The 16918-nt window shown below is 64.5% G+C and carries 9 protein-coding genes; 8 read left to right on the top strand and 1 reads right to left on the bottom strand.

Going from position 1 to position 16918, the window contains the following annotated elements:
- The first annotated feature begins 227 nt into the window (after positions 1-227).
- Positions 228-761 (top strand): DUF4142 domain-containing protein, encoded by a 534-nt coding sequence (locus tag S101446_RS02270; RefSeq protein ID WP_087607476.1) that lies wholly within the window; start codon positions 228-230, stop codon positions 759-761.
- Between the two features lie 172 nt (positions 762-933).
- Here S101446_RS02270 and S101446_RS02275 read toward each other — a convergent pair whose 3' ends face one another.
- Positions 934-1224 carry a hypothetical protein gene (locus tag S101446_RS02275; protein ID WP_048852091.1) on the bottom strand — a complete coding sequence of 97 codons (291 nt, stop codon included), beginning with the start codon at positions 1222-1224 and terminating at the stop codon, positions 934-936.
- A 249-nt stretch (positions 1225-1473) separates the two neighbouring features.
- Between S101446_RS02275 and glgP the strand changes: the two genes are divergently transcribed.
- From glgP to treY, 7 genes are all read left to right on the top strand, one after another.
- The gene (glgP, locus tag S101446_RS02280; protein ID WP_087607477.1) at positions 1474-3981 is read left to right on the top strand and encodes an alpha-glucan family phosphorylase; all 2508 of its coding nucleotides are present in this window, start codon (positions 1474-1476) and stop codon (positions 3979-3981) included.
- 227 nt (positions 3982-4208) lie between these two features.
- Positions 4209-5831, top strand: coding sequence for a glycogen synthase GlgA (gene glgA, locus S101446_RS02285; protein WP_087607478.1), 1623 nt, complete (start codon positions 4209-4211; stop codon positions 5829-5831).
- Positions 5832-5896: 65 nt separating this feature from the next.
- The gene (gene glgB / locus S101446_RS02290; RefSeq protein ID WP_048852066.1) at positions 5897-8116 is read left to right on the top strand and encodes a 1,4-alpha-glucan branching protein GlgB; all 2220 of its coding nucleotides are present in this window, start codon (positions 5897-5899) and stop codon (positions 8114-8116) included.
- A complete protein-coding gene (gene glgX, locus S101446_RS02295) occupies positions 8113-10227 on the top strand; it encodes a glycogen debranching protein GlgX (RefSeq protein WP_087607479.1) in 2115 nt (704 codons plus the stop codon). Before glgB ends, glgX begins: the two co-directional genes overlap by 4 nt.
- Positions 10224-12005: a malto-oligosyltrehalose trehalohydrolase gene (gene treZ, locus S101446_RS02300; RefSeq protein ID WP_087607480.1), complete on the top strand. Its 1782-nt coding sequence runs from the start codon at positions 10224-10226 to the stop codon at positions 12003-12005. The genes glgX and treZ overlap by 4 nt, the downstream gene beginning before the upstream one ends.
- Entirely contained in the window at positions 11998-14085 is a 2088-nt protein-coding gene (gene malQ / locus S101446_RS02305; RefSeq protein WP_087607481.1) for a 4-alpha-glucanotransferase, read from the top strand. The genes treZ and malQ overlap by 8 nt, the downstream gene beginning before the upstream one ends.
- Entirely contained in the window at positions 14082-16826 is a 2745-nt protein-coding gene (gene treY, locus S101446_RS02310; protein ID WP_087607482.1) for a malto-oligosyltrehalose synthase, read from the top strand. Before malQ ends, treY begins: the two co-directional genes overlap by 4 nt.
- Positions 16827-16918: the final 92 nt, after the last annotated feature.

Here is a 16918-nt window from a genome sequence, read left to right on the forward strand (position 1 = left end):
TATGAAAAAACCTTGAACATGACAGGTGCAGCCTCCACGGGTTCCGCTTTCCCGCGTGCGGACGGTCAGGCTGGCCGGACCTGCTGATGTGGTTTTCAGCCATCTTGTGTGTCCGCCATGAACGCTTGGTCCGTGGAAAAACAGGGGCAGGGGCCATTTCCCGTCCGCCGCGATGATGGCCTGCCCGCATGGAACGTGCCCGTTCCGAAATATCTGGAGTAAGCCAAATGAAAAAAAGCACAATACTGATGCTGGGGGTGGCTGTATGCCTGTCCACGCCCGCCATGGCGCAGTCCATACCGGAAAAGTCAGGGATCAATTCCCTGATGGGTGTCGCACCGCGCACGGAAGATTTTGTCAAGATCGCGACGATCAGTGACATGTTTGAAATCCAGTCCAGTGAACTGGCGTTGCACAGCAAGGATACCGCCCTGACGGAATTCGCGACACGAATGATCGCGGACCACAAGAAGACATCCGCCGCCCTGCAGGATCTGCTTCATAGTGGCAGCGTGCAGATACAGCAGCCTACCGCACTTGATGAAACCCATCAGGACGAACTGGACAAGCTCAAGACCCTGCATGGACGTGATTTCGCCCTGCAGTACAGAAGCGACCAGGTATCAGCGCATGAAGATGCCGTGTCCCTGTTCCGGCGTTATTCTGAAAATGGTGAAAATGCCAGCCTGAAGACATGGGCGGCCAATACCCTGCCAACACTTGAAAACCACCTGCAGGCGGCAAGGTCGCTGCCGCAATAGGCGACGGGACGCCGTGGTTCCGTCCTGCTGTTTTTTTCGAAATGATCTACCCTGCCGGGTGCAACTTTCCACAATGCATGCTGTTGAAGTCGGATATCCGGTAAAGGATGGTTCCAATGAAGTATTCATCAAATGGAAATCCGCGGGACGGACGTGCCCCTGTCGATCCCACTCATGCGCCGCCATTCACGACGCCCGAGCAGAAACGGCATGGTTTTATTGTCGGCTGCATGGTCGTATTCTTCGTTACGCTGATCGCGATGGTCTGCTGGTTCTTCCCGCAGATCCCGCTTCCCAGATTCTGACATGCCACCATGAACACGAAAACACGCATGCCCTGAATGCCGGTCCGATATGGGCCGGCATTCGTTTCAGGGGCTGTTTGAAAAAAGGCAGCATCCAGATTTTCAACAGGTCTGCCCTGCAGCGTGCTGACCGCACGCCCGGTCTCGAACACATCCATCCCGCCAGGATTATGCCACAGCCCCGGCGATATGGGGGGCGGGAATGTGTCCTGCCATTGCGGTCTTGCGCATGCGCGACTATGGGCGGGACGCCGCGCCATTCACCGCCACGGGCGGAAACGTGAGTGCGCCGGGCAGTCCCGTGGCGCTGCTTCATGCAACCGCCCTGTTCAGGGGGCGTTGGCGGCAGGCCACGTCATGACGGGTGCCTGCCGCCAGCGCACTGGTCCCAGCAGGAATGTAGCGCCATGGGCGATATGACGCCATCATGCAATACCGATGATGAACAGGCAGTGACCGATCTGGCGCTTGACCTGCACTGGACATGGAATCACGCCACCGACCGGCTGTGGCGCCAGCTTGCGCCTGATATATGGGACCACACGCATAATGCATGGACCGTGTTGCTCAACACGCCGCGCAGTCACCTGCGCAGCCTGCTGGCGACACCGGATTTTCGTGACATGCTGGCGCAACTGGTGCAGGCCCATGCCGACAGCCAGAAAAAACCGTCATGGTTCACGCAGGCCAGCACCATGACCCCGTCACCGACCATTGCCTATTTCAGCATGGAATACATGCTTGACGAGGCCCTGCCCATCTATTCCGGGGGATTGGGCAATGTGGCGGGGGACCAACTGAAGGCCGCCAGCGATCTTGGCGTGCCGGTGGTGGCGGTGGGGCTGCTGTATGCGCAGGGGTATTTCCGGCAGGGTTTTTCCCCGACCGGCCAGCAGGAAGCCCTGTATCCCATTAACGATCCCGCCCAGCTGCCGCTGACACCGGTATGCGATGGCAATGGTGACCGGTTGCGCGTACCCTTCCGCATTGCCACGGGCCAGGTCTGGCTGCGCGCGTGGCGGGCGCGGGTGGGGCGTACGGCGCTTTACCTGCTGGACACCAATGATCCCGACAATCCCCCGGATATCCGCTGTATCACAACACAGCTTTATGGTGGGGATGATATCCTGCGCCTGCGTCAGGAACTGGTGCTGGGCATAGGGGGATGGCGGTTGCTGCGTGTGATGGGGCTGCGGCCCGATGTCTGCCACCTGAATGAAGGCCATGCCGCTTTTGCCGCGCTTGAACGCGCATGCGGCCTGATGGAGGATCTGGGCATTTCCTTCGCCCATGCCCTGACCATCGCCCGCGCGGGCACGATCTTTACCACCCATACCGCAGTCCCCGCAGGATTTGACCGCTTTGCCCCCGAACTGGTGCGGCGGCACCTGGACTTTTATGCCCGCCATGACCTCCGCACCGATATTGCCGAGATCCTTGCGCTGGGACATGATGAGGGCGCATCCCCCGATACCCCCTTCAACATGGCCTGGCTGGCGCTGCGTGTCAGTGGCGCGGTCAATGCCGTCAGCCGCCTGCATGAACAGGTCAGCCGCAGCCTGTTCAACCCGCTGTTTCCCCGCTGGCCACAGGTCCAGGTGCCGGTATCCCATGTCACCAATGGCGTGCATGTGCCGACATGGGATAGTGCCGCTGCCGACGCGTTGTGGACCAGTGCCGCGGGCAAGGACCGCTGGCTTGGCACGCTGGAGGACGTGGAACATGGCATCCGCGCCATGCCCGCCCATGACCTGTGGCACAGCCGCATGCAGGCCCGTGCGGCGCTGGTCGGGTTCATTGCGAACCAGCACGGCGCGCGTTCATGTTTCGCGGGCGGACAGCATGATTGCGGCATGCCGCCGCCACAATTCGATCCCGCTGCCCTGACCATCGGTTTCGCCCGCCGCTTTGCCGCCTACAAACGCCCCGACCTGCTTTTGCATGATCCCGGCAGGCTGGCCCGTATCCTGACCAGTACGGACCGCCCGGTGCAACTGGTGATCGCGGGCAAGGCGCATCCACGCGACATGGCGGGTCAGGCCCTGATTGCACGGTGGATGGATTTCATCCGGCGGCCTGACCTGCACGGGCGGGCAACCTTTCTGGTGGATTATGACATGTCCATCGCCCGACGGCTGGTGGAGGGGGTGGACCTGTGGGTCAATACACCCCTGCGCCCGTGGGAAGCGTGCGGCACCAGCGGTATGAAGGTGCTTGTCAATGGTGGCCTGAACGTGTCGGAACCCGACGGGTGGTGGGCTGAAGCGGGGGCGCCGGATGTTGGCTGGGTCATTGGGGATGGCACGGATCATGGCGAAGGTCCCGCGCGTGACGCTTATGATGCGGATTGCCTGTACGCCCTGCTGGAAAACGAAATCGTCCCCCTGTTCCATCAGCGTGACGGGGCGGGCATTCCGCAGGGATGGGTTGCGATGATGCGTGAAAGCATGGCCCGGCTGACCCCGCGTTTTTCGGCCAACCGGGCGGTCCGTGATTACACGCGGCGGTTCTACCTGCCCGCTGCAGCCGCCTGCCGCGCGCGTCTGGCTGACGGTGGGGTGAAGGCGGCCGACCTTGGGCGCTGGCGGCAGGCGCTGGCGGCGGGGTGGCATGAAATACGCTTTGGCGCGCTACGGGCCACGCGCGTGGCGGACCGCTGGCGCATCAGTGTTGATGTGTATCTGGGGGCGATTGCGCCGGACATGGTGCAGGTGCAGCTTTATGCCGATGTGACGGCCGGGCCCCCGGTCATCGTGCTGATGACACCGGCGGCGGGCGGGGCGGATGGGCAACTGACCTACAGCGCGGAAGTGGATGCAGCGCGTCGTGCCGCGGATTATACGCCACGGGTCGTGGGCTTTCACCCCGATGCCGCCATTCCGCTGGAAGCAGCATTCATTACCTGGCAGAAATAGGCGCGGTCCCCGCGCGGAGAAATAATAACGGCAGGACTATATTCAGCGGTGCCGTCACATAATTGCCATTTTCATTATATTCCGGACTTCTGAACAATATTCGGAAGTAATGGCCTGCCGCCCCGCGATCACATAACCGTGTTGGTGAGACCATGCAGTCCATGGCCCGTTAACTGCCTAGAACCAGAAAATATGACCGGTTTTTCCCCCTGCAAGGAAACAGGCCGATGGTCCGTGCGGTTACCACCTTCTTTTCCCCGATCCGGCTGCTGTCTGTCACGGCGGAGATGTTTCCCTTCGTCAAGACCGGGGGCCTGGGTGACGTGGCGGGTTCGCTGCCTGTCGCCCTGGCCCCGTATGGTGTCATGGTCACGACGCTGTTGCCGGGATACCCCGCCGTCATGGCGGCGGCGCGTGAACGGCGGCTGGTCGCCCATGTGGACAGCCTGCTGGGACACGCGGTTACGTTATGGTCCGCAACTGTCGCGGGGCTGGACCTGCTGATCGTTGACGCACCTGAACTGTTTGACCGCCCGGGCAATCCCTATATGTGCCCTGACGGGCAGGACTGGCCTGATAACGGTATCCGTTTCGCGGTCCTGTCGCGCATGGCCGCCGATATCGCGCAGGGCCGCATCGACCGGTACCGCCCCGATATCGTACAGGCGCATGACTGGCAGGCGGGACTGACGGCGGCCTATCTGCACCATGACAGCATTGCATTGGGAACACCCCGCACGCCGGTGGTCCAGACCATCCACAACCTTGCATTCCAGGGACGTTTTCCCGCCACCTGCCTGGCGCAGTTCGGCCTGCCGCCCGAAGCGTTCTCGATCGAAGGGTGCGAATGCTATGGCGCGATCAGCTTCCTCAAGGCCGGGCTGTATCATGCCGACCGCATCACCACCGTTTCCCCCAGCTATGCGCAGGAAATCCAGACGCCCGAAGGTGGCATGGGGCTGGATGGCCTGCTGCGCCATCGCAGCGACAGGCTGGAAGGGATCCTGAACGGGATCAACACCGACATATGGAACCCCGCCAGTGACCCGGCAGTACACTTTCCCTACGGGGTGGGGGACATGACCGGGCGCGCGTTCAACAAGCGCGACCTGCAATCGGAATTCGGCCTGTGGGCGGACCCCAATGCCTTCGTGATCGGTATTGTCAGCCGTCTGACCGCGCAGAAGGGCATCGACCTGCTGGCCGATGTGATGGCCCGGCTGCTGGTGGGCAATACCCAGATCATCGTGGTGGGGGAAGGGGACCGGGATATTGAACGCAGCCTTGTCGCCCTGCAGCGGCAGTTCCCCGGACGGTTCGCGTGCCGTGTCGGATATAGCGAAGTTCTGGGCCACCGCGTGCCGGCGGCCGTGGACGCGCTGCTTATTCCCTCGCGCTTCGAACCCTGCGGGCTGACCCAGCTTGGTGCGCTGCGTTACGGGGCCATACCGATCGCATCGCGCGTGGGGGGCCTTGCGGACACCATTGTGGATGCCAACCCCGCCGCACTGGCGCGTGGCGGCGCAACGGGGTTCCTGTTCGCGCCCGTGGATGGGGAAACGCTTGTCGCGGGCGTCAACCGCGCACGCATGCTGTATCGCCGCAACCGGCAGGCCTGGCGCCAGCTTCAGTACAATGGTGCGGCGTATGACGTGTCATGGAATGACAAGGCCGGACATTACGTCACGCTGTTTGCCGAGGTGCTGGGCGTGGACCTGTCGGCGCCCGCGGTGTCCAACGTGATCAGCCTGTCCGGTGGGGCGGATATGGGCATGCGCCTGCGTGAAGGGCGCAGGCGGACCATTGCCCGGCGGCCCCCGCGCCTGTCCCGCCCGCTTGCCGCGCCGTAGCTGGCGCGCGGCCATACCTGTTCGACGGCGTCATTACATTTAAAGACAATAATAAAGGCCACGGCATGAGGATCAGGCATGATGCAGCCCACTATTCCCTTCCCGAAGGCGTTGATGACCTGGTGCATGGACGCAGCCCCGACCCGTTTTCCATCCTTGGCCGCCATAACATGGGCAAGGTCGATGTCATCCGTGTTCTGTACCACGACGCGGCCCGCGTGCGGCTGGTGGTCGAACGCCCCCGCGCGGGGGTGATGGAACGACCCATGCGACGCATGGGGGATTCCGGGCTGCATGTTGGCACGATCCCGGCGGGCGCACGCTATCACCTGAAAATCCAGTGGGCCGACGCGGTGGAGGAAACGGACGATCCCTACGCCTTCGGCCTGCTGGTGACGGACGCGGACCTGCGCCTGTTTTCCGAAGGGCGGCATCCGCACCTCGACCGCGTCATGGGCGCGCAGCCCATGGTGGTGGACGGGACGGCGGGCGTGCGCTTTGCCGTGTGGGCCCCCAATGCGCGGCGGGTTTCGGTTATCGGGGATTTCAATTTCTGGGATGGCAGGCGTCACCCCATGCGCCTGCGCCACGGCGCGGGGGTGTGGGAACTGTTCATTCCCGGTCTTGGTCCCGGTGAGCGGTACAAATTCGAGATCATGACGCGCGACGGCCATATCCTGCCGCAGAAGGCCGATCCCTTCGCCCGTTTTGCCGAACGTCCCCCCGCCACCGCATCCGTCATTGCCTCCCCCGCGCCCTTTGCGTGGCAGGACCATGAATGGATGGAACAGCGCGCGGGCAGGCAGCGCGAGGATGCGCCCGTTACCATATACGAACTGCATGTTCCCTCCTGGCGCAGGCCGCAGGGCGATCCCGACCGCATCATGACATGGCGTGAACTGGCGGCGGAACTGATCCCGTATGTAGTGGAAGCGGGCTTTACCCACGTCGAACTCATGCCCGTGATGGAATACCCGTTTGGCGGGTCATGGGGATACCAGCCGCTGGGCCTGTTCGCCCCGTCCGCGCGGCACGGGACGCCAGCGGATTTCGCGGCCTTTGTCGATGCCTGCCACCGTGCGGGCCTTGGCGTGATACTGGACTGGGTGCCCGCCCATTTTCCCAATGATGTCCATGGCCTGGTCAATTTCGACGGCTGCGCGCTGTATGAACACCAGGACCCGCGCGAAGGGGTGCACCGTGACTGGAACACCCATATCTACAACCTTGGCCGGCATGAAGTGCGCGGCTTCCTGATCGCCAGTGCGCTGATGTGGCTGGAACGCTTCCATATCGACGGCCTGCGGGTCGATGCGGTGGCGTCCATGCTGTACCGTGACTACAGCCGCCGGGACGGGGAGTGGATACCCAACATACATGGTGGACGCGAAAACCTGGAGGCCGTGGCCTTCCTGCGGCAACTGAACCAGGCCGTGCACGACACTATTCCCGACGCCATTACGGTGGCGGAGGAATCAACCGCGTGGCCCGGCGTCACCCGACCGGTGGAACAGGGCGGGCTGGGATTTTCATACAAATGGAACATGGGCTGGATGCATGACAGCCTGCGGTTCTTTGGCCGCGACCCGTTATGGCGGGGCTATCACCTGCCAGAAATCCTGTTCGGGCTGCATTATGCCTTCAGCGAGCGGTTCATCCTGTGCCTGTCGCATGACGAGGTCACGCACGGCAAGGGATCGCTGCTGTCGCGCATGCCCGGCGACAACTGGCAGCGCCACGCCAACATGCGGCTGTTCCTGGCCTTCATGTGGGCGCATCCGGGCAAGAAGCTGGTTTTCATGGGCATGGAATTCGCGCAGGAAGGCGAGTGGTCGCATGATGGCCAGCCCGAATGGCATATCCTGCCCGATCCGTTCAAGTCCGGCATGCTGCGGCTTGTGACCGATCTCAACCACATGTACCGCACGTTGCCCGCCCTGCATGCGCGGGACTGCGACCCCGCGGGCTTTGCGTGGGTCATTGGCGATGACACGGCCAATACGGTCCTTGCATGGCTGCGCTTCGCCCCCGGTCATGTGCCGGTTCTTGTCGTGCTCAACATGACGCCGGTGGTGCGCCATGACTACCGCGTGGGCGTGCCGGTGGGTGGATCGTGGCGCGAATGCCTCAATTCCGACGCCACCGCATATGGCGGCAGCGGGGTGGGCAACGGGGGTTACGCCATGGCGACGGATCAGGCGGCCCATGGGCATCCGTGTTCGTGCGTCCTGACGCTGCCGCCGCTGGCTGCCCTTTACCTTCATCCGGCGGGAGACGGGTCATGATGCGTTTTCCGTCCTCGCTCCTGCCCGGAACGCCCGCGCGCCTTGGCGCGCACTGGGATGGCATGGGGATCAATTTCGCGGTGTTTTCCGCCAACGCGCAGCAGGTTGACCTGTGCCTGTTCGATCCGCGCGACCGGCGCGAGATCGCACGTTTCCACCTGCCCGAATACACCGATGAAGTCTGGCACGGCTACCTGCCGGATGCGGAGCCGGGGCTGCTGTACGGCTTTCGCGCCTTCGGGCCGTATGACCCGGTCAACGGGCACAGGTTCAACCCCCACAAGCTGCTGATCGACCCGTATGCCCGTCGCCTGACCGGCCCGATTTCATGGTCGGACATGCAGTTTGGCTACCGGCTGCATTCACCGCGCGCCGACCTGTCGTTCGACCGGCGCGACAGCGCGCCCTACATGCCGCGCTGCGTGGTGGAAAACGATGCCTATGAATGGGAAGACGATGTCCTGCCCCGCGTGCCATGGGACCGCACCGTCATCATGGAAGCCCACGTAAAGGGGTTGACCATGCGCCGGGAAATGGAACGGAACCCGCAGCCCGGCACGTTCCAGGCGCTTGGCGCGGCGGAAATGATCGCGCACCTGCACCGGCTGGGCGTCACCACCATCGAACTGCTGCCCATCCAGTGCTTCGCACCCGAACGCTACCTGCTGGAACGTGGGCTGACCAATTACTGGGGCTACAACACGCTGGCGTTTTTCGTGCCGCATGCGGGCTACCTCGCCAACGGTTCGCCGCATGAACTGCGTGCCGCGGTCCGCAGGCTGCACAAGGCGGGGATCGAGGTGGTGATGGACGTGGTCTACAACCACACCTGCGAAGGCAGTGAACTGGGGCCGACCCTGTGTTACCGGGGGCTGGACAACGCCACCTATTACCGCCTTGTGCCGGGGAATGAACGGCACCTGATAAACGATACCGGGTGCGGCAATACGCTTAACCTGTCGCATCCGCGTGTGTTGCAGATGGTGCTGGACTCCCTGCGCTACTGGGCGAACGAATTCCATATCGACGGCTTCCGCTTCGATCTTGCGCCGGTGCTGGGGCGCGAACCGTACGGCTTTGACCCCGGATCGGGTTTTTTCGATGCGATCATACAGGATCCTGTCCTGTCCGAACGCAAGCTGATTGCCGAACCGTGGGATCCGGGTCCGGGTGGGTACCAGTTTGGCAATTTCCCCCCCGGCTTTGCCGAATGGAATGACCGGTTCCGCGACACCACGCGCCGCTTCTGGCGGGGGGATGCGATGCAGCAGGGCGAAATGGCGGCCCGTATCGCCGGGTCGGGCGACCTGCTGGACAAGCGGGGGCGCAGGCCATGGAGTTCGATCAACATCCTGACCACCCATGACGGGTTCACGCTGGAAGACGTGGTCAGCTACGCCGGACGGCATAACGAGGCCAACAAGGAAAACGGGCAGGACGGCCACGCCGAAAACTACAGCGCCAACTGGGGCGTGGAGGGACCAAGTGACGATCCCGCCATACTGGACCTGCGTGGCCGCGTGCAGCGCGCCATGATGGCGACCCTCATGCTGTCCCATGGCACGCCCATGCTGCTGGCGGGTGACGAATTCAACCAGACGCAGAACGGCAACAACAATGCCTACTGTCAGGACAACGACATAAGCTGGCTGGACTGGAGCCGTGCGGACACACCTGCGGGGCAGGTCATGACCGGGTTCGTGGCCCGGCTTGTGGCGCTGCGCCGGGCGCATCCCTCGCTGCGGGCGGCGCGTTACATGCATGGGCGGCATCATCCACTGCCCGACCTGCCCGATATCGGCTGGTTCCGCCGCGACGGTTCCCCCATGGGACAGGAACAGTGGGGCGAGGAAGCCTTCCACCTGCTGGGCGTGCGGCGCGCCAGCATGGAGGCGGACAGCGTGGACATTACCTACATGCTGCTCAATCCCGGCGGGAATGACATTCACGCCACCCTGCCGGGACCGGCGGGACGGTGGACGCTGCTGCTGGACACCACCCGGCCCGAACAGGCGGAAACGGCGCTGGATGAGGCGGCGCATGATGTCGTCGTGCCCGCGCATGGCCTGGTGCTGCTGTCGGTCATGCCCGATGCGGGGGACGCGCCATGAACCGGTATTTCCAGCACCCCCGCCACGCCGGGGCCACGGTGGTGGACGGTGGACATACGCGTTTCCGCCTGTGGGCGCCGTCATGCGATACGGTGGCGCTGGAGGTGGAAGGCCATGCCCCGATGCCGATGTCACGACGCAAGGGGGGATGGTATGAATGCGTTTTTCCCTGCGGTCCCGGCGCGCGCTACCGCTACCGTGTCGCCCCGGACCTTGCGGTGCCTGATCCCGCGTCGTGCTACCAGCCCGACGATGTGCATGGACCGAGCATGGTGGTCGATCCCGGCGCCTATGACTGGCAATATCCACGCTGGTCCGGGCGGCCCTGGCATGATGTGGTGATTTATGAACTGCATGTGGGGCTGATGGGCGGGTACGAAGGCGTGGCGCGCGAACTGCCCCGCATCGCGGCCCTTGGGGTCACCGCCATCGAACTCATGCCCCTGTCGGAAATACGGGGCGGACGCAACTGGGGATATGACGGCGTGTTCCCCTATGCCCCGGAATCCGCCTATGGCCATCCCGATGACCTCAAGGCGCTGATCGACGCGGCGCACGGGCTTGGGCTTATGGTGTTTCTTGACGTGGTCTACAACCATTTCGGGCCGGACGGGAATTACCTGGCGGGCTATGCCGCCCCTTTTTTTCGTGCCGACCTGCCCACGCCATGGGGGGCGGCCATTGATTTCCGGCAGGCCGCCGTGCGGACGTTTTTTGAAGATAACGCACTGTACTGGCTGATGGAATTCCGTTTTGACGGATTGCGGCTGGATGCGGTGCAGGCCATTGCCGAACGTGACTGGCTGCGTGAACTGCCCGCGCGTATCCGCACCCGCACCGAACCGGGGCGGCATGTACACCTGATCGTGGAAAACGAAAATAACGACGCGGGCCTGCTGCGCGCGGGCTATCGCGCCCAGTGGAATGACGATGCCCATAACGCCCTGCATGTGATGCTGACGGGGGAGGATGAGGGGTATTACGCCAACTTTACCCCCGACCCCACAGCCGCCCTGGCGCGCGTGCTGGCGGAAGGCTTCGCCTTTCAGGGAGAAATCTCGCCCGTCACCCACAGGCCGCGTGGCAGCCCGAGTGGCGACCTGCCGTCCGACCGGTTCATCATCTTCCTGCAGAACCATGACCAGATCGGCAATCGGGCGCTGGGTGAACGGCTGGGCGTCCTGGCCCCGGAACCGGCATTGCGCGCGGCCTACGGGCTTGTGCTGCTGTGTCCGCAGATCCCCATGCTGTTCATGGGGGAGGAATGGGGATCACGCCAGCCCTTCCTGTTCTTCACCAGCCATACGCCCGGCCTGGGCCGGATCGTGCGCGACGGGCGGCGCAGGGAATTCGCGGCATTTTCACATTTTGCGTCAGAGAAGATGCGTGACACCATTCCCGACCCCAACGCGCCGGAGACCTTCGCCGCCTCCTGTCTGCACGAGGCGGAACGCGACGCGCCGGACCATGTGGCGTGGACCGCCTTCATCCATCACCTGCTGGCGCTGCGCCGTCGCTGGATCATGCCCCGCCTGTCCGGCGCGCACGCCATCGGGGCGCAGGTGATCGGGCCAAGGGCAGTGGTGGCACGGTGGCGCATGGGCGATGGCACGGTGCTGGGCATTGCGCTCAATCTGGGGGATGTCCCCGTTGCCATGCCCGATGCGCCACGGGGACAGCGGGTGTATATCCTGCCCATGTCGGAAACCGACGGGATTTCAGGCGTTCTGCCTGCCTGTTCCGTCATGGCCTGCCTTGCCGAGGTGTCCGATGAATAACCGCGACCTTGTCGATCGCGCCCGCCATGCCGGGCTGAGCATGCGCTGGCGTGACGCGGCGGGGCAGATCCACCGCGTCTCCAACGAAAGCGTGCGCCGCCTGCTGGCGGTGCTGGAGGGGCATGGCGGTCCCGCCGCCGCCGGACTGCCGCCCATGGTGGTGACGATGGTGGGGCAGGTCACCCCGCTGGTCCTGCCTGAAAATACACAGGCCGCCGATTTCCGCATCGAGATGGAAACCGGGGAAGTGATGGAGGGACCGCTGCGCCGCATACGGGGACGGCCCGCGCTGCCACCATTGCGGGTATGTGGTTATCATCGCGTGTCCATCGGGCCGCATGCCACGACCCTCGCGGTGGCTCCACAGGCCTGCCCGACTGTTGGCGCGCGGATGGATGGGGCGGGATCTGGCCGGCCATGGGGGCTGGGCGCGCAGGTCTACAGCCTGCGCACGCCCGGCGATGGGGGCATGGGCCATCTTGGCGCGGTGGCGACGCTTGCGCGCCTTGCGGCGGCGCGGGGGGCGGATGCGCTGGCCATAAGTCCGGTCCATGCCATGTTTGCCGCACGTGTGGGGCAGTACAGCCCGTATTCGCCATCCACGCGCCTGTTCCTCAATGTGCTGCTGGCGGACCCGCTGGCGGTATTCGATACCGCGACAGTGCAGGCGGCGGGACTGCGGAACGGCAAGGCCTATGTCGATACGGTCAGGATGCTGGAAGATGCGCCCCTGATCGACTGGCCACAGGCCGCCACCCGGCGTTACGAACTGCTGCGGCGGCTATATGATGAACGGATCGTGCCCAATCCCCCTGCGGAGCTTGCGCAGTTCCGGACGATACATGGCGCGGCACTGGAACAGCACGCCGTGTTTGAAACCCTGCATGCCTATTTCACCACCCGGGGTGGGCGTGGCGGGGACTGGCGGCAGTGGCCACTGGCGATGCGCCGCCCCGACAGCCCGGAGGTGGCGCGTTTTGCCTACGAATTCGCCCATGACGTCAGCTTTCATGTGTTCGTGCAGTGGCTGGCCGCCAGAAGCATGGAACAGGCATGCGGTGCCGCCCGCGCGGCTGGCATGCGCATTGGCCTGGTTGCCGACATGGCGGTGGGTGTTGACCCCACCGGCAGCGAATGCTGGGCGCGCCAGCAGGAATTCCTGGTGGGGGCGTCCATCGGCGCGCCGCCCGATGCGCTGAGCCCGGTGGGGCAGGACTGGGGGCTGACCACCTTTTCCCCCGCCGGGTTGCAGGCGGGCGGCTATCGCGCCTTTATCGACACGGTGCGCGCGGGGTTGGCGCATGGGGGCGGGCTGCGCATCGACCATGTCATGGCGCTGGAACGGCTATGGATCATACCGCAGGGCGGCACGTCGGCCGAAGGGGCGTACCTGTCCTTTCCCGTGCGTGACCTCATGCGGCTTGTCGCGCTGGAGGCGGCGCGCGCCAACGCCATCGTGATTGGCGAGGATCTGGGCACCGTCACCGCCTCCTTCCGGGCCGTGGCGCAGAAACACGGGATCATGGGGATGAACGTGCTGTTTTTCGAACGCACGCCACAGGGTGCGTTCAAGCCGCCGGGGGCATGGTCAACCAATGCGACCGCCATGACCACCACGCATGACCTGCCCACCGTGGCGGGCTGGTGGCAGGGGACCGATATCGACTGGCGCGTGAAACTGGGGCAGATGGCGCCGGGCGTGGATGGTGTCACCCTGAATGACGAGCGCGAGAACGACCGCACCGCGCTGTGGGCGGCGATGATGGCGCAACGTGATGCACCAACGCCCGCTGCCCGGGCCATGCGCAGGAAGTCGCCCGCGACAAAACCGCCCGCCACCGCCGATGGCGCCGCAAAGGTCGTGGATGAAGCCATAGGCTTTGTCGCCCGCGCGTCATGCCCGCTGGCGGTCATTCCGGTGGAAGACCTGCTGGGCCTGAATGAACAGCCCAACCTGCCCGGCACCACGACCGGCCACCCCAACTGGCGCAGGCGGTATCCGGGCATGACCGCGACCCTTCTGTCCGGTGTTGCGGCGCGCCGGCGTTTCGGGCGCCTGCGGGCGGGGCGGTCGTCATGAACAGCCGCCACGGCGCGCCATCCGTGCGGGCGACGTATCGCCTGCAGTTCCGCGGCGGCATGACGCTGGATGGCGCGACGGCCCTTGTGCCGCAGCTTGCGCGGCTGGGCATAAGCCATCTCTATGCCTCGCCACTGTTTGCCGCCACGCCCGGTTCCACGCATGGTTATGACACGATCAGTTATGACCGGATCGATCCCGCGCTGGGGGACGAGGCGGCGCTGATCCGGCTGGCCGCGCGGCTGCATGCCCATGGCATGGGACTGATCCTGGATATCGTGCCCAACCACATGGCGGCGGACGCGCGCAACCCGTGGTGGATGGATGTGCTGACATGGGGGCAGGCGTCGCCGCGCGCCAACTGGTTCGACATCGACTGGGACGTGCCGGACCCCGATCTGCACGGGCGTGTCGTGCTGCCTTTCCTTGACCGTCCGTTTGATGATGCGCTGGCGGCAGGCATGCTGGCGCTGCGCCATGATGGGGAAAGCGGGCTGTTTTTCATCCAGCACCATGACCATCGCTTTCCGCTCCGTCCCTGCGGGTATGCTGCCCTTCTGGCGGCGGTCGATGCGCCGGGGGAACTGCTTGCGGCCTTTACCACCGTGGCCATGCGCGCAGGACCGGGGCGGGAGGCTGATGCGGCGCTGGACAGGCTGCGGCAATGGGCGGCGACCGACGCGGGAAGGGGGGCCATGGCCCGTATCGCCACGCTTCATGATGGCGCCAGCCTGTCGGGCCGCACACGCCTGATGGACGTGCTGGCAGGGCAGGCATGGCAACTGGCATGGTGGCGCGATGGGGCGTCCCGCATGAACTGGCGGCGGTTTTTTGATATTACCGGCCTTGTCAGCCTGTGCGTCGAACGTGAAGAAGTATTCGACGCCGTGCATGATTATGTTCTGTCCCTGTACCGGCGCGGGCTGGTTGATGGCCTGCGGGTGGATCATATCGACGGGCTGGGCGCACCCGCCATCTACTGCCAGCGCCTGCGCGCCCGGCTGGATGCCCTGACACCCGACCGGCCCGGGGACGTGCTGCCGGGCGGGGCGGTGTATGTTGAAAAAATCCTGATCGCGGGGGAAGAACTTCCCGCCGCGTGGCCGGTTGACGGCACCACCGGCTATGACTTCATGGACCAGGTATCAGCCGTGCTGCATGACCCCGACGGGGCCGGAGTGCTGGACCGGCTATGGGCCGGGTGTGGTCCCGATGCCCGCCCCCTTGGCCCGATCGTGCGGGCGGCGCGCACCTATCTGCTGGAGCATGTCTTTCGCGCGGAATTCGGCCATCTGGCCACGCTGCTGCGCCGTTGCCTGCCTGATGAGGACGGGTCATGGGCGGGACAGGACATCCGGCCCGTGCTGGCATGCCTGCTGCTGCATTTTCGTCCTTACCGCACCTATTTTGGGGATGAGGCGGTGCAGGACCATGCGGCGGACCGCCTGATGCTGGATGCGGCGGAAACGGCAGCATGCCAGACCATGACCGGGGAGCAGGCCATGGTGGCGGCGGACATCACGCGCCTGCTGTCGGCCCGTCCCGAACAGGCGCCGCCCCCTGTCGTGCGTCGGATGCAGCTGGCGTCTGAACACCTGACCGCGCCACTGGCCGCCAAATCCCTGGAGGATACGGCCTTCTACCGTTACGGCCGCCTGCTGTCGCGCAACGAAGTGGGATCGGACCCTGCAGTACTGGGCCTGACGGTTGCGGCCTTCCACGCCTGTTGCCTGTCCCGCCAGGCGCGGTTTCCCCATGCAATGCTGGCGAGTGCGACCCACGACCACAAGCGCGGGGAGGATGCCCGTGCCCGCCTTGCGGTACTGAGCGCCATGCCCGAGGAATGGGAACGGCAGGTGCATGACTGGTTCGCCCATAACGGGGCGGCGGGCAGGCACGGCCCCGACCGTATCGATGAACTGATGCTGTACCAGACGCTGGTGGGGGCGTGGCCGCTGGAACCGTTTGCGAATGAGGCCGAACGGCTGCATTTCCGCAGACGCATCCGGCAATGGCTGACCAAGGCCCTGCGTGAAGCCAAGCGCCACAGCGGCTGGATCAGTCCCGATACGGCATATGAGGACGCCTGCGCCGGTTTTGTGGACCGCCTGCTTGATCCCATTGTCTGTGCATCCTTCCTGCAGCAGATGGCGGGATTTGTGGACCGCATCGCCCCGGCGGGTGCGCTAAACGGCCTTGCGCAGACGCTGCTGCGCCTGACCGCACCGGGGGTGCCGGACCTGTATCAGGGGTGTGAGTTGTGGGATTTCAGCCTTGTCGATCCCGATAACCGCGCCCCGGTCAATTTTGATTACCGTGCCGGACTGCTGGAACACGCCACTAGTTTTGCGGCAGCCGCGGCCGACTGGCGCACGGGACGGGTCAAGCAGGACATGATCCGCCGCATCCTGGCGTTCCGCCAGAATTATCCCGACCTGTTCACATCTGGAACCTATGAACCGGTAGGGATCAGGGGACGGGACCGCGCCCATGCCATTGCCTTCCTGCGGCGGCATGGGGGGATCAGCCTGCTGGTCGTGGCATCCCGCCTGCCACAGGCGTTGGGGGTGCGGGCCACGGACCTGTCGGTGGGGCGCGATGTTGACCTTGCGCTTGAACTGCCGCGCCTGCATGGGCCGTGGCACAGCCTGCTGGGGGATGTGCCGGGGCAGGTGACGCATCCGTTCATGCGCGGGCAGGTGCCGCTGGCCTGTCTTGTTCACCACGCGGCGGGGGAATAACGCGGCAGCCTGGCCATGCCGGTGAGGGCGGATCTTGCGTCCGGGCGGGAATTTTGTATCCTGTTATGTTTCAGATGCTTGTGCGATGGCAC

Origin of the sequence: Komagataeibacter europaeus (assembly GCF_002173515.1) — a bacterium.
Taxonomy (GTDB): Bacteria; Pseudomonadota; Alphaproteobacteria; order Acetobacterales; family Acetobacteraceae; genus Komagataeibacter; species Komagataeibacter europaeus.

Bases quoted from the DNA above. Each gene is read 5' to 3' on its own strand.
- S101446_RS02270 (WP_087607476.1), top strand. From the start codon at position 228: ATGAAAAAAAGCACAATACTGATGCTGGGGGTGGCTGTATGCCTGTCC.
- S101446_RS02275 (WP_048852091.1), bottom strand. From the start codon at position 1,224: ATGGATGTGTTCGAGACCGGGCGTGCGGTCAGCACGCTGCAGGGCAGA.
- glgP (WP_087607477.1), top strand. From the start codon at position 1,474: ATGGGCGATATGACGCCATCATGCAATACCGATGATGAACAGGCAGTG.
- glgA (WP_087607478.1), top strand. From the start codon at position 4,209: ATGGTCCGTGCGGTTACCACCTTCTTTTCCCCGATCCGGCTGCTGTCT.
- glgB (WP_048852066.1), top strand. From the start codon at position 5,897: ATGAGGATCAGGCATGATGCAGCCCACTATTCCCTTCCCGAAGGCGTT.
- glgX (WP_087607479.1), top strand. From the start codon at position 8,113: ATGATGCGTTTTCCGTCCTCGCTCCTGCCCGGAACGCCCGCGCGCCTT.
- treZ (WP_087607480.1), top strand. From the start codon at position 10,224: ATGAACCGGTATTTCCAGCACCCCCGCCACGCCGGGGCCACGGTGGTG.
- malQ (WP_087607481.1), top strand. From the start codon at position 11,998: ATGAATAACCGCGACCTTGTCGATCGCGCCCGCCATGCCGGGCTGAGC.
- treY (WP_087607482.1), top strand. From the start codon at position 14,082: ATGAACAGCCGCCACGGCGCGCCATCCGTGCGGGCGACGTATCGCCTG.